The sequence below is a fragment of the Pyrobaculum calidifontis JCM 11548 genome, assembly GCF_000015805.1.
GTDB classification, from domain to species: Archaea; Thermoproteota; Thermoprotei; order Thermoproteales; family Thermoproteaceae; genus Pyrobaculum; species Pyrobaculum calidifontis.
Genome location: NC_009073.1, coordinates 171,028 through 192,180, shown reverse-complemented (window position 1 = coordinate 192,180; position 21,153 = coordinate 171,028). Strand labels below are relative to the sequence as shown.

Sequence of the window (21,153 nt, the reverse complement as noted above, 5' to 3'; positions counted from 1 at the left end):
CCTATATGAGTTGAACAACTATGAGCGCCTCCGCTGTTTGGCGCTGTCCTCTGAAGTACTCCACGGTGCCAACGTCTTTAAATGAGGAAGGGGTAGGCAAAGAGGACAAGCCTAGCCGATGGTGTATTCAAAAATTTCACATCTGCGTAGTCTATCCCAACCCCATGGCGACTTAGGCTCCCACTTGACCCCCGTCGAGTTTGCAAACATTACCACGGTGTAAAGGGCGTTGTCTGGCGGCTCAAAGCGGAAAGCCACATCTACGTACCACCTATCTCCCTCGCGTCTTAAGACGTAGCGATCTGCCCGTATGTTGGTGACGTTTAAATACTCAATGGAGACGGTGGGCGGCAGGACGGCGGCATACGGCTCGCCTATATTGTAGGAGACGTCGTCGTACTTCAGTGGGCTCGGCACGTCTCGGTATATGAATATTTCATAGAAGTTGCCCCTAGGCGGGAGGTAGACGTAGCCCTTGAAGGAGAAGGTGCCGTTGTAGTAGCGCGGCGGCTCAATCCAATTGGCCCACACAGCCACCATGTAGACCACGGTGTAGATAGTGTTGAAGTCCCGCGCCACGGCTATGGAGACCTTGTTGTTGCAGGGGTCTAGTAACGAGTCCCTGTGCCCCCATAAGCTGAGCCAGTCGTCGTAGACCATGGCGTAGATTTGCTTAACGACGTCTCTTGCAATACACGGCCCACACATCGTCTTCGCCAAGTTCTCCTCCACTGCATAGACGCCGCCGTCTAGGAGGGTGTAGTAGTAGTTGGGGTGTCTTCCCTCGACATCGTAGTGTCTCATGCGGCTGTGGTTGTAGATGTACTCGGCCCTAAACAGCGGCGTCTTCAGCGTAATGAACTCCAGGGGCGGGAGACCGTTCTCCACCCTGTAACGGTTCAACGTCTCGAAGGCGACCCTGACAGCGGGGTCGTCCAACGTGTTGGCGAAGGTAGGGGTTATGGTGGCGTGTTCAAACACGATTAGGTAGAGCATGGGGAGACCAACAGCGGCCACAATCACCGCGGCGACAAAGGCGAAGAACTTGAGCGCGAAGCTAATATCAACGCCATTTCGACGGCGCTGTGGGGGCTTGTAGCCACGCGGCGGCATTGGGGGCGGGAGTATGGGTTTCGCCGACTGTGGAGAAGGCGGGGGAGGCGGCGGGGCGCTGACAGCGGCGCGGGACTTTTTGGGAACTGGGAGATGGGGTGCGGCGGTGGGCCTCGGCGGTGGCGCTTGTTCTAGGCCTAGCATTTTTAAGACGTCTAACACGTCCTTGTTCACGCCGTGTAGGTCGTAGGTCAACATGGTGCGTAAGTCGACGCCGTGTTTCTCAAGCAACGACCTAATCCTCTCGGCCACGTAGCGCTTAAGCCCCTCGTCCACTACACAGCCGCGCCCCTCAGCCTCTTTGAAGTATCTGTGGACGGCCTCCACGAGGTAGGGCACCGCGTTAATTTTGACAATGGGATAGCGCTTTTTCACCTCGACGAGTTCTAAGATCGCGAAATCGCCCTCGGTGGGAAAACAACCCCCCACATACTGCTAAAAACGAGAAAATTTAAATTTGCTAGAATTTCAGTGATAAACTTAGATCAAAGAGATGAAAGGCGCCGGGGTAGAGAGCGATGACGAGCTGGATGGCTGGGCAGAGTGGTGCCTCCATTTGACAATGAAACACCAGGCACATCGCTCTTTCTCTTTGTCACCTCATGACCAGAGACAAGATGTCGCTATCTCCAGCTGGCCAAAGAGGGAGCGAAGTGCCGCACCACGGCTTTTGTCTAATACTAACGAAGTCTGGGTATTAATAACCAAAAAGACTAGATACCCAGCCTATTGGTTATCCGCTCCAGGGCCAAATTCCCAGGCAGAGCCGTCCTCGTCGCAGATTCTAGACACGAGTCCCATTTCCCCTTGCCAGGCGCTACCTTAACCTTTGCAAGAAGTAAATGGCTGACTGTATCCTCTCCGAGTTTAAGCCTTATATACCGAAACTTAAAAAACTCGACATGTCTAGAGGCGCATATGATAGTAAAATAATAAGGTGGGCTGTAAAGCATCTCCTTGAGATTACTTTCATAGGTTTTGTTATACTAGCCATGATCGTAATCATTGGTTTATCTCGATCTTTTGTATTAACGCCTCGAGCATACTTGGAGATGATAATTTTGTTTTTATTCTTAATGGTTTTCTATATAACGTACTATGAGCTCTCCGAGAGAATAAGCAGTAAGAAAATAGAAGCGTCTTCGAGACCTATGCTAGTATTCTTCGTATGGGGGGCTTCTTTTACTTCTTCAGGATTGGTGGCGACGCTTTTTATTATGGTTACCAACTTGATTATTGACTTAACAGACACAGACATTGCTAACGATTTTAGAGATATTACAAGTTTCTATATCGGAATATTACTTAACTTCTTGTTAGGTGGTATAACTCTTGTCGGAGCGTCTCTTCCAGCACTTCAATCGCTGTTTGGACAAAGTGAACGTAAGGCAGAGCCATCGCCTCAGTGTAGCAGGGAGGGCGGGGGCGGTCAGCAAGATAAGTAGGAGAAAGGGGGTCATTGGGCCAGCCGCTTAATCTCGTGGAGGGGTATTTTGGCTATTGGCTTGTGGTTTGCTGTACAACGTAGTGGCGGGGGTCGGCGCGCGGTAGTAGGGCGCGGCTCCTGGGGCAATGACTATAGGCTGGAAGGCCAGCAACATGTCCACGTCTGGGTATTAGTTTACCGCGACGACGTACGGCCTCGCCACGGCCAGCCACTCCCTCAGAAACTCCTCCACCGCGAGAAAGCCGTACGCGTCGTCCAAGATGTACAGCCTCGGGTCCCCCTCAAGCCTAGCCGCATAGAGAAGGCCGGCCGCGATCCTCCTCTCAAGGTCGTTGAGCGGCCTATCCGCCTTAACCGTATACTTCTGTATCTGTAGTCTCGTGGCCGCATCTGGCGGCTGTGAAGAGGTGATTGGGGCCTCGTGGAACCCGGCGGCCTAGTCGACTTGTTCGTAGACGTCGCCGTAAAGTGTTGTGCGGACGGCACGGCTGAGGCTTCAAGGCGTTTTTCAACGGCTTATTCGGCCCCCTCGCCGCGTTAACGCGTCCCCTCTTCGTCGCCCTTGCAGTAACCACGGCGAGAAGAGAACTGAGTGCTCGTGGTCTCATCTAAATTTCGTGTTGAATAATTTCCCACGTTTATTCTTGCAACGCTTAAAGCGCTATCTCCACGATCAGAGTATAAGCGACTAGCCTTGGTAAAACGCCATTACGATGCACTTTTAAACGACTATTCTGTCCGACCTAAATGTCCTGTGAGTTTTATGAGAGGCTGGCGGCGGGGCCTCTTGGCCGGCTGTTGACGGAGAGAGGGGATCGCTTTTTTAAGGTTGTCAAGCTTCTGGCGGGGGCCTTGCCGTTTGTCTCTTCCCTCGCGGAGGTCGCGGAGCTTGTGGCTGACCTAAGCAGGCCCGGTCTCGCGGGTGAGCTCGTGGAGCTCATAAAGGCCGCGAAGAGCACAGGGCGGTGCGACGAGGAGGTCAAGAGGGCGGCGGAGAAGCTCGGGGTAAGCGAGGAGTGGCTTAGGACACTCGTCAAAAACTTGGCCGCACTGCCCGAGGTAGACCTCGCCAAGCTGGAGGAGAGATTGAAACGGCTCGGGGAGGGCCTCGAACTGTTGAGGCGGCTTAGCCCCCACCTCCTCGACCTTGGGCAAGTGTTCGTGGAGGAGGGCGGCCGCCTCCTCGTGAATAGTCCCTTCGGACCTGTGGAGTACGTGGAGGTGGGGGTTGAGGACGAAGTGCGCCGGGCCCTCTCCAGCGGCCGCGTCGTAGTGGTGTGTGGGCCGAGGGGCGTTGGGAAGAGCACAGTAGCCCTCAAGGCCATATACGACTTCGCGAAAGCCCAACCGGACAGAGCGGTGGTAGTGGTGCGAGTGGGCGAGGACTGGAAAGAGGCCCTGAGGGCGGCTGCGCGGCTACGGGATGGGCCCTTTGTCCCAGTCCTCTACTACGACACACTTGAGGTCGGGGGATACAGGAGACGTGGTGAGGGCATAGATGTGATGTACAGCGCCATGGCCCATGCCAAGCCCCTTGCCGACTTTCTACACGACGCGGCCCTCCTCAGAGTGCCCACTGTAGTGGTTCTCACTGAGGAGGACTACCGGGCCTACGAGGACGTGGCCAACCTCGTGGGCGCTGAGGCGGTTTGTATGGGCGGCGAGGCCGAGGCCCTTGTGAGGGGGATTTTGAGGGGCGTGCCCGACGCCGTGGCTGAGGCCGTCCTTGAGCGGTACAGGGGCGAGTTCTACGCCGTTGCCGCCGCCTTGGCAAGAGCGCTTTACGAGGAGTGGAGAGACCCGGCGAAGGTGGCAGAGGCGGTGAAGAGGCTGGACGTCTACTCTCTGGCGCTCGCCTACCTCTGGCACGTGGTGTTGGGAGGCGATGAGGCAACTGCCAGGCAAGTTGCGCCCCTAATCCTCGCCACCGGCCTCTTTGGCCCACACCCACCCAAGCTGGCAAAGGCCGTCATAAGGGTATTCGGCAAAGAGCCAGAGGAGGCGGTAGTGCTGTGGTTTTCTCAGCCGCTACACGGCACTCTCTACGAGACAATACGAAAGGTGGCCCACGGCGCCGTCTATAGGCGGTTCGGCGTTGGAGACGACGAGCTGTGCCAGGGTAGCGCGGAGGGGCCGTGCCGCCTCGTGGAGATTTGTGCGGAGGCACTTGTAGGGGTCCCGCGGAGGAGGTACAGCGGAATAGAGGAGATGGCAGTGGAGTACGCCAAGGTTATCGCAGAAAAGTTCAAAGCCCCTGGGCCCGCTGGCATGCGGCAAATAGACTACCTCATCGACAACTTCCTACAAGCCTTCAACGGTGTAGCCGAGGACGGGCGCTGGAAGATAAGATATGAGACTAAGACGCCCTGGGGCATTGAGATAGTCGAAAGCGTCGTAGACGAGTTGGACATCTTGTCGGCACTATATGGACTGGCGGTATTGCCAGACTGGAGCCGCTTGCTGAAGCCACTGGAAGATTGGTTCTTTGTTGGCGATGAAAGAACCAACGCTGTGGGGCCATACCTTTTCTTTAATCTGAAGGAGGGGAGTAGGAAACTGGCCAAGAGGGCCGTGGTAATCGCAAAGGAGGTTGAGGAAAGAGGTTTCTATACTCATGTAGACCTTTGGCGAGCCGTGGGTATTGCGGCAACTGGCGACTGGAGTAACGCCACAGACGAGGAGCTAGAGAATGTCGTAAGACTGCTCGATTATGTATTTGGAAGATTTGCAAGCGTCTCAACACAACTTTTACACGGTGTAGAGCCGCCGCTCGCTGAGGCTTGGCGCAGAGTCGAAAGTGGGAGGGCGTCTTCGCGGCTTGCCGACTGGCTAGCTATGGCGACTCACAACGTTGCCAGAAGCTCGCCTGTTGGTCTGCTATTCTTTTTCACGATTGCAAAAGACAGTCAAGCGCCTCTGGCTCAACGCTTTGCCGCATTATACAACGCAGGTTCCAACGTTGCCAAGTTGTGGCTCCTCAACACGCTCCTCTACGCACTTGTCTCGCCAGTGGGACTTATTGTTGCCGCTGGGTCGTTGAACACGCAGGTAGAGCCATGGGAGACGTTTAAAGAACTGGCTAAACGCGTGGAGGAGTTTGTATCACGACTTAACGATGTTGAAAAAGCGTATGCCGTAGCGCTTTTACATCCGCGGCTTGCCTATTGGTATTCTCTATTTGACGAAGTAAGCAAAGCGGAGAAATTTGCAGACAAAGCGGTGGGAGCGTTGGAAGAGCTTAAGCGATCCTACACTGAAGACAGAGTGTCAACTGAGGAGAAGTTGTGGGAGTATCTGAGGGTGATGCAAATAAGGCCAGACCTGAGGAAGGAGCTTAGTGGTCTCAGCGCATATGTCCACTATCACGTGGCCTTCGCTTATATGGTCGCTGACGACTTAGAGAAAGCCGCAAAACATGCAAAATTGTCATACGAACTGGCTATGGAGTCTGGGGAAGTATACTATGAAGTCGCATCGTGTAGTCTGTTGGCGAGGCTAAAGGCTGTTAAAGAGGGTGCCCCTCCCGTTGAAGAGTTTGAAAGGGCATGGCTGAGGGCGTTGCAAGACGTTAACAGTCTTGGCGTAGAGGCGATTGCCAACGCGCTTGGCCACTATGTAGTGGCCCTGGCCTCTGTGGGCCGCCTCAGCGACGTAAAGAAGGTGTTGGAGGAGTGGGGGTGGGCGTTAGAGCGCGACCTCGACGCATCGGCCCTCACCTACGGCGTCCTCTCCCTCTTAGATGGAAGGTATTTGGGAAAGGCCGTGGAGTACCTCCCCGAGTGGGCCAGGGCTAATCTGCCAAAGTTTGTCGAAGTGTTGTACGAGGCGGTTGATGCCGGCCTATTTGCCGAAGGCGATGCCGAAGCCGCCACGAGGTCTATTGAAGAGAAGTATGGCCAAGAGGCAGAAAAGGCGTTGACTTGGACCACGTTAGATTCTGGGAAGCTCTTCTTATCTGCCCTAGTTGGCCTGGCCTATTGTGAGAGAGGCGAGGAGTGGGGTCTTAACCTGGCGAAGGTGACGTCTAGGCATGGTTCATCGAGTAATGGTCTCCACGGCCGCTTGTTCCGTGAATTGGCCAAGGCGCTGGAGGAAACGACCGTAGGCAACTGCATTACCGACGAAGTGCTTAAGGCGGCGTATAAGCTTTATTACTCCCAAGTCTAGGGTATAAAACCTCCCGGCTCTTGTCTAGTCTAGGCCACGGTCGCCCTTAGCCTAGAACCTTGCTGACGTGGCTTTCAGCACTCTGGTAACGATGCCGTGGAGGGCCTGGCGTGGGCTTGGTGCACGTTGAAAGGCCGGGGCGCGGTGCTGGATGGGATTGAGGATGACGGCGAAGAAACGCTCATCGCGCCTAGTCGGGGGTCTTGAAGTCTCCCTTAGACAGGCATTAGATTACGTCGTGGAACACCAATAGGCGAGAAAGGAATCTCGCGCTGGCTCATTTAAGTGTCAATAACAGTTTCTCGCGATTTAGTACGCTGGGGTTCTACTGTGTCAGTTGTACTCGGCGACATTACCGGAATAGATATATTGTTGGCGTTTGTAGATGCCGTGGAGTCTGTGGGTATGAAATTTGAGCATGCAAAGTGGCTCTTTATAGCAGGTCTCATAGCCGGCGTTATTGGCAATTTTACGTTTGAATATGACTATGGAGCCACGTTTCTCTTGTCTAATGCCGTGTGGTTGGCCGGAGTGTATTACTTGGCTGAGTGGTATAGGAGTAGAGATATTTTTAAGAACTCGCTTTACTCTTTCATTGTCTCATTAATATACATGTATGTGATATACGCCGACTTTCTCAAGGAATTTGCTGAGGTGAGGGAGTTGGAGAAAAAGGGCGTATTAGACATAGCTGTGGCGCTGGGACTTGCGACGGATCCCCTCCTCCTCTACCTCGGATTTTTGATTTTGTCGTGGCCCTTTCTCGTCGTATCGTCATACTTCCTGAGGCGGGCTTTTAGGAGGCTGGGTGAGGTGGGGGGAGTGGGCGCCTTTAATACGGCGGCTAAGTTGATATGGATAGGGGCGTGGATTTCTGTCATATTCGTCGGCTATTTTATAATAATGGTTGGGTACATCTTTTCTCTAATAGGCGCCTTCGGCCTTAAGCAACCGCAGAAACAAGCTACAGACCAGTCACCACCGCCGCCTGGCAATGCTGGCTTTGAAATTGTAGTTAGCTAGGAAGTGGTAAAACGGGAGCATGCGGCGGCCGGGATTTGAACCCGGGTCCTCCCGGGTGCATGGGTTGCCCCTTTATGAGCCTTGCGCGGGGCGTGGCCCCAGGGCGCTCCAACCAGGCTGAGCTACCGCCGCAGTTCTAACTATCTCCCACGTTTAAAAACATTATCTGCGAGACTCGCGGCAGCTCTGGGGGCGGGCTATTGAAGGCGGCTAAGTAGAGACGACTGCCGGCAAAGGTCTCACGTTTCGATGAAGATTGTTTGTGAGGCGGCGACGTGGGCGGACACGCGGCGGTTTAGCCCTAAAGCGAAAAGGTTAACGTCAGTACATAGGCGGTGCGGCGCGTAGGCTAGGCCGAGCTTCGCACTGGCAACTGCCGCATGTCTTTGTCGACGCCAGGGGGACCGACGTGGCATGGGGTGTGTAAGGTGTGGGGCTTGGCGCACCCTGCCGACCCGCGGGCGGTTACGCCTTTTCTCTCTTGTCTTGGCTTAGGGTGGGCAGGGTGGGGGTGAGGTTTAGCCTTGTGGCTCCGATGATGAGGAGTAGTCCCATTGCCGCTAGTCCGGCTCCTTCGAGGAAGGAGGGTGTGGGGCCGAGGGTTTTGTATAAGAGGCCCTCGTCTACGGGCCCCGCGAGTCTTCCCAGCGAGCCGGCTGCCTGCATTTCGCCGAAGGCTAGGCCTACTCTGTTGGCGCTTGTTGCCACTGCCTTGGAGATGAAGGCTGTGGCGATTACTTGCCCGGCGGCGGACACTACCACGCCTGTGAAGTACGTGTAGGGGGTTGGAACTGCCGCGGTGGCTAGCCCCGCGGCCATGACTGCCAGTCCTATGGCTATGTCGCTGTCCGTTGGGCGCTCTTTCTCCAGCCTCTTTACCACTGTCTGTGCGGTGACTGCGGCGGCGCTGGCGAGGCTCATGGCGATGCCGACGTACATGGGCCGCAGACCGAGGTCTCCCCCGTAGAATGAGATGAAGGCCTCGAGCTGGGCGTAGGAGGCGTTTAAGAGGAAGAATACCACGAGGTAGAGCGGGTTTACCCCCGCCCCCCTCCCCTCCGCCTTGGGCTGTGGAGCGGCCGTGGGAGCAGACTCATAGACCGCGGTTGACCACAGCGCGGCTGTGGCGGAGAGGACGGCCGCCGCGAGGAATGGGTCTCTTGGGGATAGTATCGACAGGGCTCCTCCCAGGAGCGGCCCGGCGACGAAGCCTATGCCAAGGGCGGCGCCGAACTGCGCCATGGAGGCGGCCCTCTCTTCCGGCCGGCTGAGCTCCAGGACTGCCGCCTGTATCACGGGGAGTGTCCCTCCGCCTAGGCCGGACACCGCCCTGGCGACGAAGGCTGTGGGGAGGTCTCTCGCGAGGTAGAGGCCGGCGTGGCCTATGGCCGCGAGGCCGAGGCCCACGGCGATTATGACCCGCCTGCCCAACCTGTCCGACGCCCAGCCCCACAGAGGCGCAGAGACGAGCTGGGCGAGGGTAAACGCAGAGGCCAAAAGCCCCTGTACCACGGAGTCCCCGCCCAGAGACTTGACTAGGGTCGAGGTGACTGGCACAACGGCGCTGAACCCCATCATGTGGAGTACGGCCGCGGTGAGCAACACGTACCGAACGGCTCGGGGGCCAGCCATTGAGGTGGGGTTGCGGTGTCCCCCCTTTAAAAACTTATCTGACACTATCTAACATTGTATATTACAACGCAACGCCGGCAAGTCTCGCGCAGTCCCGGGCTGGGGCATCTCCACAGGTGTCCCGGCGCGCCTGCGCGTTGCTCTGCCGCGTCGAGCATTAGGCCGGCCCACTTCCTAGACCCCCACCGCGTGTCTAAGGGCGTCTTCCCCGACGCTGTCCAGCAGGTAGTATCTCCACCCTAGCCTCTCCAAGCAACGCAACACGTCAGGATTAAGCCCAGGCTTAAAAGCTATCCCTGGCGCCGCTCAGCTGCCGCATGCAAATCGGCCCGCTCGGCGGCTGGGCGCCACGCCACTGGCACGGCTATTAGCAGGAGTAGAAGCGGCACGGCGTCTAGCAGATATGCGGCTAGGTAGATGGCTGTTGCGGCCAGCGTGGGCAGCCTCCCGCCGCCAGCCGCAGCCGCGGCCAGCGCCGCGGGGTATGTGGCAAAGTACCACAGCACTGGGCGGTCGGCGAAGAGGGCCGCGAGGGCGTATACCGCGTGTAGCACCAAGAGGGGGGCGACGGCGCGGATAAGCCGGGCGCGGTCTTGGGGCTTAACATTGGGGTCTAAGAGGGCGTAAACAAGAGCCCCAAATATGGCTATGAGGAAGCTGACGATGTATTCGGCCCACGCGCCCGGCTCCTCGTCCCACCCGCGCCCTATAGCGAGGAGGGGCGCGTAGATCAGTAGGTACACGAGAGCGAACCCCACCGCCACCTCGGGCCCCACTTCTATATCCTTGCCGTGCGGCGAGACGGCAATTAGGTATATCAAGTAGATTAGCGGATACGCCGCAAGGTAGCCGAGCAGGGCCTCTGAGTAGGGGGGCTTGCCCACTGGCAGAAACGCTAGGAAGAGGACGTGGTAAATGATCAGGATGGCGAGAAGAGCCCGGTTTACTGACATGGCTTGTCAGATGCGGCTCCAAAGGCGCTGCACCTGCCCACTGTCCCGGCGCTTAGCAAATATACGGCCGCTGTCGCAGATTCGCCCCCGCCCATAAGAGAACGTGCCGTGGTTGCACTTATATACTTCACCGACGTGAGGTCGCCGCTACGTGTCCCGTGGAATGCCGGTAGAACGTTCGCTACTGGTGCCGAGAGGAGCTGGCGATGTAGGCCCCGTGCTTGATATGGCTAGACGTGTGAGACGTTGCGCCAGGTGCTACAACTATGCCTGCAGCCACGGACACTACGAAAGCATCAAGAGAGGTGAAATTGTCATAACTAGATTCTATGGAGTTCTTAGCTTAGGCGCGTCGTTCCGACTCCTACTCCCTTTCCGTGGGTCTCGTAGGTTTAGTCGGCAGAGAAAACTTTAATACGTCTGTCTGTAGGTGAAGAGGGGGAGGGGTGGGTCAGTGAGCCAGGTGGCGGGCATCTGTCCCCTGAGTTCCCTCTCATCATCCCCTCCCCCGATGAGTTTTCCCAAGGAAGCAAGGACGTTTCCTTTGCAGTCAGCCCCATGTAGAATTTAGCCAACTTCCTTGCTGAAGCGCAGACACATGCCGCCATATAGCAGACGACGGTTTAAAAACGCCGTCTTACGTATAGCCTATTGTTGTAGAATGTGCCTTAAGACTTCTCTCACGTCTTCTCCCCTGGCCGCCGCCTCCTTTGCCGCCCTGAGGGCGGCTGACGCTTGTTCTAGGACATACTTCCTTCATCAACTCCTCCGCCTCGCCGGCGGCGTATGGCACACGGTACGAGGCGGCAAGGGCCTTGGCCACATCTCTCACCACGGCGTTGAAAGCCTTTTCGCCGTACCTCTCCACGTAGGCGGCCAACACGGAGGGCTCAACGTCGATGCCCAGAGAGTACAGCCTATGAGTCAGCTCACGCTCAGCCGCCTCCACATGCGGCTCCCGACTAGCCACCGTCAAGTTCTTCTTCCCACGTCCTAAGCCGCTGGGCAACTACTGCGTAACCGCGGCGAAGACCACGGTCCACGCAAGAAACTCCTCAACCACCTCGCCCCCGCCGCGCCCAGATGCTCCCGGCCCATGAGCACCGACGCCGCCCTCCACACAATGTACACCCCCAAGACGCCGGCCGCCACAGCCCTAGCCACGTCGGCCGAGTGATCCACGGCCCGCCAGGCCCAACCCCCTTATATTGAACGAGTTGCCTACTTGTTTGCAAGTAGGTCGCCGTTTTTCTTGGTGGGGGAGGCGCCTTGCCTACTTGCGATGCAAGTAGGCGAAGGGGGCGACGGCGCGTAAAAACGACATAGCAACACCGCCCTACTTGCGTGCAAGTAGGCAAAATATTCAATATATGGGATTACTCTGGATGAATTATGGTGGCTTACACAGCGCGGCTACGGCCTCTGCCTCGCTGGGCGTCTTGGCGAAGATTATGGCCACCTTAGCCGCTGGGAAGTAGCGCACCGCGGCGCTTCCCACACGGAGGGTGTACCTCGTAGGGCTGGAGTCCGGCACAGCACTGTCCAGCAAGTGGCTGAGGTGGCGACGAAGTACACATAGCGCAGAGACGCTTAGATAGCGCCGAGTGGAGGTGCGCCTTTGTTTGTTCAACATGGGGGGTGTGTTGGACGGGGCATGGCTTGCAAAAGTGAACCAGGAATATGGGAAATGGAGTGTCAACGCCAGCTGGAGGGGTACAGGCGCTATGTCGAGTTGGCAAGGTTTAGGAGTGGAAAGTGCCGCCTCCCCGGCCGCGCGTGCGGCTACGCCGAAGCCGATATACGGCTGATGTGGCAGTACATTGAGGACACGGCGTCGCTGTGCGGCAATCTCATCAAGGCGCTGGCGGAGGCCGAGTGTAAGTTCCGGGAGCTGGGGATTAAGGGACTGGAAAAGGGCTATAGAGTGGGAGTGACGAGGCCGGACAAATCAAGGCCAGACCACGAGATAGTGACGCTGTACCTCAAGAAGCCAGTATACGCCACGATAGTGCTGTGGGAGAAGAGATTGTACATCTTCTACGACGATGTGCCCATAGGCAATGGGCTGAGGGGGGAGGAGCTGGAAGAAACGGCGAGGAAGACTGGGCGGGCTGGCGTCCCCGTAGAGACGTATGAGGTGGACGAGGAGTACAAGCGGCTGTGGCTTGAGGTGCCGCTACCGAAGTCTGCGTCTAAACTACTGGGCGGAAGAGACAAGACACCGATTGTGCTGTTTAGGAATTTGGGCTGGCTGTTGAGTGACGATTGGCGTAAAAACCTTGGACATGCCGCTGGTAATCCTGGCCAAGTTGCGGTGAGACTGTTCGACTGGATTGCCCTAGCAGAGTACGCTATGGAGAGGGGGATTACGCCAAAGGCGCCCCTGGCGTTTACGCTGAGAATTCGCAAGGTGACTAAGACAAGGCACGGCGACAATCCCACAGTTGAGGCGTGGCCCACAGGCGCTACCTACGAAGCGCTATTTGTCGCCTACGACTGGTTTGGAATAACGTTGGGAAGTACAGAGGAGGTGCTAATGCGGGGCTACTCCGCGTTGAAGGCGTTGAGAGAGGATGCGTTTAAGCTCGACGGAAGAATGTACGTCGTAAGCAATGTGGGGGCGTGGATTGCCTTTAGCAACGCGGTCGACATGTTGGTCGTCGGCGACGGCTACGTGTTGCCGTATGAGGTGAGGATAGCCGTTAAGACGACGCCCAGGGCCACGCTGGCAGGAGAGACGAGTCTGCTGGAGGAGCTCGCCGATGCTGTCGGCGGAACAACCGCCGGAGACTACGTAAGACTACAGACATGGCACATGCGCCTGCTTTTGCCAACTCAGCCTACGCCGGCCTTGGAGAAGACGGCCAGGCTATTTGAGACGCTGGCAAACTACCCAGCGGCCGCTATAGTAGAGGTCAACGGCATTACATATCTGCTTACACATAATGGCGGTGGCGAGTTCGTGATTGGAAGGGGGAGGGCCGTAGAGCTGTATAACGCCCTAGAGCGGCTTGGGATAAAGGAGAGGTTCAAGAGGAACTTGTTGTTACTCACCTACGCCCAGCTTGAGGAGCTGGCGAGGCGTGGCTTCACCGTCAGATTCCTCAACGACATGGAGAAAGATGCGGTGAGAGAAGTTAGGCCAGCGTTGCCGACGCCCGACTTAGACGCCGTTAGGCGGGTGTTAGAGGAAGTGGCCAAAATGGCGAGAATAGTGGCGGCTACAGACAGAGGCCGGCTCTACATCAGGATAATTCCACACGACAAGTCTAAGGTGGAAGAAATAGCGGCCAAGCTAAGGGCAGTGGGGATAAGAGCCACAATACTACACAAGAAAAAGGAGGTAAGAATACACGAACAAAAGTCGGTAGAAATAATCCGTAGGATAGCCCCCCACTTTTTTCACCCACTTTACATTCCTCTACACAAAGCTCTTTTGCTGATTCATTATCAAACAATTTTGGCATCACCATTTACAAAAAACTAAAAACTCTCAATTATAAATGGAAGATTGATAATAATATGGGTGCCCCACGCCCCGGCCGGGATTCTCCGGGGTCCCCCTTTTGAACCCGGGTCACGGGCTCGATTGGCCCGACTATGTCGTCAGGCCCGCATACTAGTCCGGGCTATACTACCGGGGCTGTGCTTTCGTTTTCCGTGTTTTATAAGTTTTTACCCGTACCAGCCTCCGTTGACGTCTATGAAGGCGCCGTTTATGTAGGAGGCTTTTTCGCTGGCTAGGAAGGCTATTACCTCTGCCACCTCCTCAGGCGTCCCAACCCTCCTTAGGTACACCGCGTTGGCGGCCCAGGCGTGGATGTCTCCCGTCCCTGCCTTTTGGTGGAATGGGGTGTCTATTAGGCCGGGGAGGACTGCAACTACTCTGATGCCTCTGGGGCCGAGCTCTTTTGCGAGTGCCCTGGTGAGGCCGAGCAACCCAGCCTTTGCCGCGGCGTAGGCGAAGGCGCCTCTTCCTCCGCCGGTGTAGGCGGCGACTGAGCTGACGTATATCACGACGCCTTTCTCCATGAGGGGGGTGAAGAGCTTTGTGGCTATGTAGGCGCTGGTGAGGTTTAGGTCTACTACGCGGCGCCAGTAGTCTAGGGCTGACTCGTCGAGGGTGCGCCTTTCTGGCAGGCCGCCTGCGTTGGCGACGAGGGCGTCTACTCTGCCGAACTGCCTTTTGACCTCTTCGGCGAATTGTGCCATCTCCTCCCAGGAGGTGGCGTCGGCGGCGCGGTGGATTACTCTCACTCCGTGGGACGCCGCCTCTCTGGTCACCTCCTCCGCCTTGTCTCTGTTGCGTAGGTAGGTGAAGGCCACGTTGTAGCCCGCCTTGGCCAGGGCCTTTACCGTGGCCGCGCCTATTCCCGTGGAGCCCCCGGTCACAACGGCTGTGGGCATATGTTTAAATTGACAGCAATTTTAAACGTGGCTGTCGTTGGCATCGACTTGGCGGTGAGGAGGCCCACCGCGGTGGTGGCTCTGAGGGGGTGCGAGGTGTTTTACATGGGGCTGGCGGGGGGCGATGGGGAGGTCCTGCGCGTGGCCTCTCTGGCGCGGCCGAGGGTTGTGGCGATAGATGCGCCGCTTTCGCTCCCGGAGGGGGGCAGGGGGCTCCGGGACGTTGAGGTGGAGCTGAGGAGGAGGGGGTACAAGCTTCTGCCGCCGCTTATGGGGCCTATGAGGCTGTTGACTGAGCGGGGCATTAGGCTGAGCCAGGCGCTTGGGGCTGAGGTGGTGGAGGTCCACCCGCTGACCAGCTTGAGGGCCATGGGCCTCTCCCGGCGCCGCGTGGCTGAGTGGCTGGGGGTTGGGCACGGGGACTTGGTGGACGCCGCGGCGGCGGCGCTGACGGCGCTGGCGTATCTGCAGGGCCGCTACGAGCGGATCGGCCCCTTCGTCCTTCCAACGGCCAGGGTCTGTCTCTGATGTGCACATACAGGTACACATGCGTTTGCCCCACGCCTTTATTTTGCGAAATTTTTTCGGGGTAGAAATGTTTAAAAATGCATGACTAGAAGGAGGGCATGTCAGAGGCAAAGGGTCCATACCTGGGGATGAAAATACCTGAGGATCTGTGCTTCAACACCGACCATGGGCCAAAGTGCTTCAAGGACTACAAGGGCAAGTGGCTGTTGCTGTTCAGCCACCCGGCGGACTTCACGCCGGTGTGTACAACGGAGTTTGTGGCGTTCTCGAGGAAGTACGAGGAGTTTAAGAAGAGAGGCGTGGAGCTGCTGGGCCTCTCGGTGGACAGCGTGTATTCCCACATAGAGTGGAAGAGGCAGATTGAGCAGAACTGGGGCGTCAAGGTGCCGTTCCCCATAATCGCCGACGTGGACATGAAGGTGGCCAACCTCTTCAACGCCATCCCGCCCGGCCAGCACCTCACTGTGAGGACCGTGGCGCTTATTGACCCCGAGCTGAAGTTGGCCTGGTTCGCCGCCTATCCCTACACCAACGGCCGCAACATTGACGAGATCTTGAGGATAATCGACGCTATACAGTTCAGCTACAAGTACGGCGTCGCCACGCCGGCCGACTGGAAGCCCGGCGAGCCGGTGATAGTCCCGCCGCCGGCCACAGTGGAAAACGCCGCCAAGAGGCTCTCCGAGCCCGGCATCGAGTGCAAGACTTGGTGGTTCTGTACAAAGAAGTACGAGGCGGTGGTCAAGGCGTAGTGTTTTTAGAATTCGACGACCCCTTTTCCCTATCCTCTCAAATTTCCACGAGCCTACCCCTCGTCTTCATAATCGGCGGCGAAGCTGTCGAGGCAACCGCCCGGCGGGTGGTTTACCACTGGAACGGCTACCCCACGCTCGTCTTACACGTGGAGACGCCGCTGGCCTACAAGGTGGTGGAGGCCTCGGTGTGGCAGAACCAGTGGTTTAACGACGCTGTGAGGGTGAAGACGCCGAGGGAGACAGCCGACTTCCTCTCCGCCTTCTACCTCTTCGACACTTTTAAGATCGTGGCCCGGGACGCGGCCAGGGTGGTCAAAGAGGTGTGGTTCAAGGCCCGCCGCGGCTGCCTCTTTGCAGAGTCAGCTCTGCCGGGGTTCGTGTGGAGCTTCGCCTTGGCCGCGGCGAGGTTTGGAATAGACCCCGCCTTGAAGTCCCTTGAGAAGTTCGCAGAGGAGCACGGCGTGGAGGTCAACTGGGGGAGAGTGCCGCTGGTGAGGGCAGTCGCCTCGGCCCTTCTCACAGGCGTCTAAAGAACCTGGCGGCTGAGAGGGCGTCCAGCCCCCTCTTCCCAAGGGCCAGGTCTGCTGCCAGCCTCCCCAGGGCTGGGCCGTAGGTCCACCCGAGGCGGCAGGCCCCCGTCGCCACCACCACGGACCCCACTCTGTCTACCACTGGGAAGCCGTCTGGGGTACAGGGCCGGTAGCCCACCGCCATGTCGACAGCCTGGAAGTCGCCCAAGGCCTCCCTCGCCCTCTTGAGCACCCTCTCAGCAGGGCGGTGGTCCCCCGTGCCGTCTAAGTCAAAGCGCCCGGTGACCTTTGTCCACCTGGATAGGGGGACCACGGCCACTCCCTTAGACATGTCCACGAACATCTTCCCCGCCTTGGCAGTGGTTCTAAACCCGTAGCCCTTGAAGGGGGCCACGGGTATGCCCAGCCTCCTGGCCCAGTACCCAGCCGCCACCACCACCGCATCCGCCTTAACCACGCCGCCGCCCTCCAGCCACACCTCTCCCCCCGCCACCTCCGCCGCCCTCGCCCTCACGAACTCCACCCCCTCCAGCTCCCTCTTCATCCTCTCCACGAAGGCGTCTGTGGACAGCTTCGCGGCGTCTAGGTAGACCAGGGCCTCTCTGCCGCAGCACTCCCCCGCCTCTACGCGGGGGGCGAGGGGGTCCCTCTTGGCCTCCTCCAGCGCCTTCCCCACGTCGACGCCCACCTCGTAGAGCGGCTCCTCGGCGTAGTCGAAGTCGTTGCGCTCCTCGGCCATGGCCCGGTAGTGCCTTCGGGAGAACTCCCCAAGCGCCTTCACGGCCTCCCACATCTCCTGCGGCGGCTCCCTCCCCCAGGCCCTTAGATAAGCGGAGATCCACCTCCAGTCCCAAGTCTTCACCCTTGCGTTTCCCCTCAGCGCCATCTTGAAGTAGTTCAGGGGGTAGGACCGCACGTTGATCCTATTGATCACAAACCTGGTGAACTCCAGAATGCCCGCCGCCGCCCTAGACCACCCGCCCACCTCGCCCTGCTCCACCACCACGACCTCGGCGCCCTCCCTCCTCAGAAAATACGCCGCGAAGAGGCCGACGATGCCTCCGCCGACCACCGCCACCTTCATACACGCTTGTTATTACCCAGCTTAAATAGATGGCCCCCGCCGCCCTCTGCGCTATCCACGCGCCCACGGCCCCCACATCGGGGAGTACGACAAGACGAAGAGATGCGCCTCAACAAGCCCAGCGACAAGAGTCTCCACGACCTTCTACGCGGGATGTCGATCTTCTCCGCGGCTACGGCTCGTCAAACCTCCACAAGTCGGCCACAGTCTCCACTGAGCCGTTAGGCTGTGAAGTCGCTTTTCCGCAGATGGCGGCCGTACGTGGCGCCTCCTCGCCCGCAGAGGCCGCCGCTACGCGCCTAAGGAGGCCCGTGTTCTTCATCTAACAAGCCGCGACAAAGCGCAGTTGTTGCCTAGCGTTGAGGGGCCTATGTCTGTTGTGGCACATTAACAGGGGAGATGCGTTTTTTGGCCTCTACGTCTACGGCGTGGGGTTTATCTAAGACGAGCCTCATGTAGATGCTGGCGCAAAGCCCGGCGATTTTCGTCTCCGTCAACTCCTTAATACTGTCTATGCTTATCTCACCGGCGCCTACTACGAACACAGGCTTCTCAAAACCGCGCAAATCCACCACGGCCTCCACCGCGCCGCTCTCCCTGCACGAAACCAGCTCTACCTCATACGGATACTCATATAGCACAAGCCTCGCCCCCTTGCTCTGACGAGGTTGCACTCCAGTCTAGCTCTCACAAGCCCCGGCCCAGCCGGCTCAACCACCCCCCTAGCCCAGTCGCCCTCCTTACTCGAGGCAGAGACCTCGCCCTGGAGAGAACACGCCTTAGAGGGGTCAAAGACGGCCAAGAGGAGGCCCCGGCAGGGCCCCTCCTCCACGCGGCACCCATAGACGAAGCCGCCACTGGAGCGGTTGAAGTAGTAGGGGCCGGGCTCCGGAGGGCCAAGACGGGGGTCACCAGACGGCTCAAACTCAGTGAACTCAGTCCCCTTTGTCGTCCTCCAAAACCTTATGCGGCCGGGCCTACACAGAAGACCGCCAAAGTCGTCGCTCTTTACCAACTTTCTCCCACACCACCACAACCTTACTACATCTTTGAGGTGGCTGACAGAAAATACCGCCAAGCCAATACCCAACAGAAAGAGAAGGCCCACAAAGCCGAGCACAGCGAGGTTCGACCGAGCGTCGGGAGAAGACAGCAAAAGCGTAAAAAAGTACACCGACGTCAGAAGTAAAAGCACTCCGCCAATCAGAGATAGTATTTCACTAATCAGACGCCACTCTGAAAAAGAAACTACTACATGCTGGTGAATGCCCGCGCCCGGCAGAGCCCTAGTGAAACTTGCTGATATCTGACGCGTGAGACGAAGTAGCGGAGAGGGTCGAAGTACGGGCCGTAGCTCTTTCATAAGCGAAAAATTTAAAAACTATATAAATTTAACCCTCATGTCCTCAGAAGGAAAACTAAAACTTCTAAAAATATTTATATACCTTATAGTTGTCATAATATCCGTTTTGCTAGTGTCGGCAAAGGCGCCAGGCGGCAACTACACCGGCGAAGACCTTTTGGCCTCTAACGGGGTTGTTGGCGCAGATTTGTGGACCAGCAATGAGAGGGGGTTTTCCTCTGGGACATAGTGTGCACAAATGCCACAAGAGGATGGCACTACTACAACGGCGTTAGCTACACAATGGGGCTCGGCGTGGGTTACAATGGGATAAAGAAGTGGATTGGGCTACACCCGTGGGTGCCCTTGTCGTTTGAAGTACCCACTGGAGGTCTCCACCTCTAGATATGCCGCAACGCCTAATGAGGCGCGTCGTGACCATAGCTGTCGCCGCGGTTTTTCTCTTCTTATTTCTTGGCCCCGTCTTTGAGAGATTGGCTGAGTACGAGGTTTTCCTCCGCCTCGAGGGGATGCCCAGCGACTTTTCTGCCTGGGCGCGGGTTTGGGGCAAGTATGGGTTCTTCGACATGTATGTGACAGTTGAGGGAAAGGACAGGCGCGGCTATGGCGAGTTTGTGTACCGCGGCAAGAGGCTTGTCGTGGTGTTTGACAGAGAGATTGGGTACGAGAGGACGTGTGAGGCGGGCGGCAGGGGGCTCGACTGCTTCTCGTCGCGCGCCACTTTGGCCGACCTCATAGACAAACTCAGGTCGGTGCCTCCGGGTAGCTATAAAAAGTTGAACGAGACCGCTGGGAAGGTCTGCTACGTCGCAAGTGGGGCTTGGAGGGAGGAGTTTTGCCTAGACAAGCGGTGGGGCTACGTCTCCTCTTCCTCTGGGCCCGACTCTTCGTTTGTGGTATACAGGTTTGAGCCCGTGTTTAACAGGTCGGCGTGGTTCAACGCGCTCTATGAGTCGCTGAAGGTCGAAGTGGTGGAGGGGGTCAGGCTGGAGGCCGTGCGGATTGGCGGAGATTTCGTCACAGTCGTCGCCGCGGCTAAGCGCGACGCGGAGGTGGAGCTACGCATAGCCGCCAGCGGCGACGTGACGGCGTGTACAAGGGCTTTGAAGGCGGGTGAAGTTGCGGCGCTTACGTGCCCCCTGCCGGGCTCGCCCGCAACGTTGACGGCTGTGGTAGACGGCGTTTCTGCGAATATCACTCTCCCATAGGTGGCGACTCCATCTTTATAAACCCAGCTAAGTGTATTGCCATGAAAAGCGTAGTGGCGTCAATAGTGGCGTTGGTGGTTGGCTTGTTGTTGGGATACCTCTTGGGCGTATATACCGCGCCTCAAGCAACTACTCCTCAAGCTCCGGCGCAGACGGCCACCACTGCGCCGGCGACTGCCACAGCCACTGCTCCTTCAACGACGCCTCAGGCCGCGTCTCAGTGCCCCGTCTCTGTGGACGTTATCAAGAAGCGGGGGAAGCTTATCCTTGGCACAGACGCCACGTGGCCGCCTTGGGAGTGGGTTAGGGGGAACGAGATAGTGGGGTGGGACATAGACATAGCCAGGGAGATTGCCAAGGCGCTTGGGGTTCAGCTGGAGGTGAGGGACATGCGCTTCGCCGGCCTCTTGGAGGCGGTGAGGAACGGCGACGTGGATTTGGCCTTGAGTGCCATCACGTGGACTTCTGAGAGGGAGAAAGTTCTGGAGTTCTCCATGCCGTACTACCTGGAGTCGGTGGTGGTTGTGACTTTGGCGAAGCGCACCGACATTAATAGGGTGGAGGACCTCTACGGCAAGACTGTGGGTGTTCAAATTGGGACTACTCACGAGGAGTGGGCGGCGGAGAACTTGGAGAAGCCGGGCAAGGCGGCTGTGAGGCGGTACGACAAGGTGTACCCCTACATGGTTGAGGTGTTGAGGAGGGGGGACGTGGACGCCATTATCTTGGACAGGTCTATCGCCACGGCGCTTGTGAGGAAGTTCCCCGACTTGAAGATCTCCTTCGAGATCCCCGGCACTGCTGGCTACATCTCCGTGGCTATGCCCAAGTGCGCGCAGGACTTGAAGCTGGTGGTGGACCAGGTCATTGAGAACCTCATGCAGACGGGGAGGCTTGACGAGATTTTCCAGCGCAACTTCGAGCTGTTTCTCCAGTCGTAAAA

At 57.7% G+C, this 21,153-nt stretch carries 22 protein-coding genes and 2 tRNA genes; 11 read left to right on the top strand and 13 right to left on the bottom strand.

Features of this window, described 5'->3' with window-relative positions:
* Positions 1-111 precede the first annotated feature (111 nt).
* Positions 112-1,542 (bottom strand): CAP domain-containing protein, encoded by a 1,431-nt coding sequence (locus tag PCAL_RS01050; RefSeq protein ID WP_011848887.1) that lies wholly within the window; start codon positions 1,540-1,542, stop codon positions 112-114.
* 473 nt (positions 1,543-2,015) lie between these two features.
* Between PCAL_RS01050 and PCAL_RS01045 the strand changes: the two genes are divergently transcribed.
* From PCAL_RS01045 to PCAL_RS01035, 3 genes are all read left to right on the top strand, one after another.
* Entirely contained in the window at positions 2,016-2,558 is a 543-nt protein-coding gene (locus PCAL_RS01045) for a hypothetical protein (RefSeq protein ID WP_193322782.1), read from the top strand.
* 749 nt (positions 2,559-3,307) lie between these two features.
* On the top strand, positions 3,308-6,727 hold the full coding sequence (locus PCAL_RS01040) for a DEAD/DEAH box helicase family protein (protein WP_011848886.1): 3,420 nt from the start codon (positions 3,308-3,310) through the stop codon (positions 6,725-6,727).
* Between the two features lie 390 nt (positions 6,728-7,117).
* Complete coding sequence (locus tag PCAL_RS01035) at positions 7,118-7,750, top strand: DUF996 domain-containing protein (RefSeq protein WP_193322781.1); 633 nt, start codon at positions 7,118-7,120, stop codon at positions 7,748-7,750.
* 20 nt (positions 7,751-7,770) lie between these two features.
* Here the strand turns inward: PCAL_RS01035 and PCAL_RS01030 are convergent.
* From PCAL_RS01030 to PCAL_RS01005, 6 genes are all read right to left on the bottom strand, one after another.
* Positions 7,771-7,882 (bottom strand) — tRNA-Met (locus tag PCAL_RS01030).
* A gap of 333 nt (positions 7,883-8,215) precedes the next feature.
* Entirely contained in the window at positions 8,216-9,382 is a 1,167-nt protein-coding gene (locus PCAL_RS01025) for an MFS transporter (protein ID WP_011848884.1), read from the bottom strand.
* Positions 9,383-9,672: 290 nt separating this feature from the next.
* Entirely contained in the window at positions 9,673-10,335 is a 663-nt protein-coding gene (locus PCAL_RS01020; RefSeq protein ID WP_011848883.1) for a hypothetical protein, read from the bottom strand.
* A 637-nt stretch (positions 10,336-10,972) separates the two neighbouring features.
* On the bottom strand, positions 10,973-11,311 hold the full coding sequence (locus PCAL_RS01015; protein WP_011848882.1) for a hypothetical protein: 339 nt from the start codon (positions 11,309-11,311) through the stop codon (positions 10,973-10,975).
* Between the two features lie 17 nt (positions 11,312-11,328).
* A complete protein-coding gene (locus PCAL_RS01010; RefSeq protein WP_193322780.1) occupies positions 11,329-11,517 on the bottom strand; it encodes a hypothetical protein in 189 nt (62 codons plus the stop codon).
* A gap of 208 nt (positions 11,518-11,725) precedes the next feature.
* Positions 11,726-11,968 (bottom strand): hypothetical protein, encoded by a 243-nt coding sequence (locus PCAL_RS01005; protein WP_193322779.1) that lies wholly within the window; start codon positions 11,966-11,968, stop codon positions 11,726-11,728.
* Positions 11,969-12,022: 54 nt separating this feature from the next.
* On the opposite strand from PCAL_RS01005, the gene PCAL_RS01000 reads away from it, so the two are divergent.
* Positions 12,023-13,822, top strand: coding sequence for a hypothetical protein (locus PCAL_RS01000; protein ID WP_011848881.1), 1,800 nt, complete (start codon positions 12,023-12,025; stop codon positions 13,820-13,822).
* A gap of 47 nt (positions 13,823-13,869) precedes the next feature.
* Here the strand turns inward: PCAL_RS01000 and PCAL_RS00995 are convergent.
* Positions 13,870-13,979, bottom strand: a tRNA-Asp gene (locus tag PCAL_RS00995).
* A 31-nt stretch (positions 13,980-14,010) separates the two neighbouring features.
* Positions 14,011-14,742: an SDR family NAD(P)-dependent oxidoreductase gene (locus PCAL_RS00990; protein WP_011848880.1), complete on the bottom strand. Its 732-nt coding sequence runs from the start codon at positions 14,740-14,742 to the stop codon at positions 14,011-14,013.
* Positions 14,743-14,769: 27 nt separating this feature from the next.
* On the opposite strand from PCAL_RS00990, the gene PCAL_RS00985 reads away from it, so the two are divergent.
* The 3 genes from PCAL_RS00985 (at position 14,770) to PCAL_RS00975 (ending at position 16,555) form a co-directional block, all read left to right on the top strand.
* Positions 14,770-15,270, top strand: a complete 501-nt coding sequence (locus tag PCAL_RS00985) for a DUF429 domain-containing protein (RefSeq protein ID WP_193322778.1) — start codon at positions 14,770-14,772, stop codon at positions 15,268-15,270.
* Between the two features lie 98 nt (positions 15,271-15,368).
* Positions 15,369-16,022, top strand: coding sequence for a peroxiredoxin (locus tag PCAL_RS00980; RefSeq protein ID WP_011848878.1), 654 nt, complete (start codon positions 15,369-15,371; stop codon positions 16,020-16,022).
* Positions 16,022-16,555, top strand: coding sequence for a hypothetical protein (locus tag PCAL_RS00975; protein WP_011848877.1), 534 nt, complete (start codon positions 16,022-16,024; stop codon positions 16,553-16,555). The genes PCAL_RS00980 and PCAL_RS00975 overlap by 1 nt, the downstream gene beginning before the upstream one ends.
* Here PCAL_RS00975 and dpdh read toward each other — a convergent pair.
* The 4 genes from dpdh to PCAL_RS00955 form a co-directional block, all read right to left on the bottom strand.
* Positions 16,542-17,639 (bottom strand): D-proline dehydrogenase, encoded by a 1,098-nt coding sequence (gene dpdh / locus PCAL_RS00970; RefSeq protein ID WP_011848876.1) that lies wholly within the window; start codon positions 17,637-17,639, stop codon positions 16,542-16,544. The genes PCAL_RS00975 and dpdh overlap by 14 nt on opposite strands.
* A 172-nt stretch (positions 17,640-17,811) precedes the next feature.
* Complete coding sequence (locus tag PCAL_RS00965) at positions 17,812-17,961, bottom strand: hypothetical protein (RefSeq protein WP_193322777.1); 150 nt, start codon at positions 17,959-17,961, stop codon at positions 17,812-17,814.
* A 46-nt stretch (positions 17,962-18,007) separates the two neighbouring features.
* Complete coding sequence (locus tag PCAL_RS00960; RefSeq protein WP_193322776.1) at positions 18,008-18,280, bottom strand: hypothetical protein; 273 nt, start codon at positions 18,278-18,280, stop codon at positions 18,008-18,010.
* Positions 18,253-18,759: a hypothetical protein gene (locus PCAL_RS00955; RefSeq protein WP_193322775.1), complete on the bottom strand. Its 507-nt coding sequence runs from the start codon at positions 18,757-18,759 to the stop codon at positions 18,253-18,255. The genes PCAL_RS00960 and PCAL_RS00955 overlap by 28 nt, the downstream gene beginning before the upstream one ends.
* 280 nt (positions 18,760-19,039) lie before the next feature.
* Between PCAL_RS00955 and PCAL_RS00950 the strand changes: the two genes are divergently transcribed.
* Genes PCAL_RS00950 through PCAL_RS00935 form a run of 4 tightly spaced genes read left to right on the top strand, consistent with a single transcriptional unit; the run spans position 19,040 to position 21,151 of the window.
* On the top strand, positions 19,040-19,231 hold the full coding sequence (locus tag PCAL_RS00950) for a hypothetical protein (RefSeq protein ID WP_193322774.1): 192 nt from the start codon (positions 19,040-19,042) through the stop codon (positions 19,229-19,231).
* On the top strand, positions 19,231-19,386 hold the full coding sequence (locus PCAL_RS00945) for a hypothetical protein (RefSeq protein WP_193322773.1): 156 nt from the start codon (positions 19,231-19,233) through the stop codon (positions 19,384-19,386). The genes PCAL_RS00950 and PCAL_RS00945 overlap by 1 nt, the downstream gene beginning before the upstream one ends.
* A gap of 17 nt (positions 19,387-19,403) precedes the next feature.
* On the top strand, positions 19,404-20,210 hold the full coding sequence (locus PCAL_RS00940; protein ID WP_193322772.1) for a hypothetical protein: 807 nt from the start codon (positions 19,404-19,406) through the stop codon (positions 20,208-20,210).
* Positions 20,211-20,251: 41 nt separating this feature from the next.
* Entirely contained in the window at positions 20,252-21,151 is a 900-nt protein-coding gene (locus tag PCAL_RS00935) for an ABC transporter substrate-binding protein (protein WP_011848872.1), read from the top strand.
* The last annotated feature ends 2 nt before the right edge of the window (positions 21,152-21,153 follow it).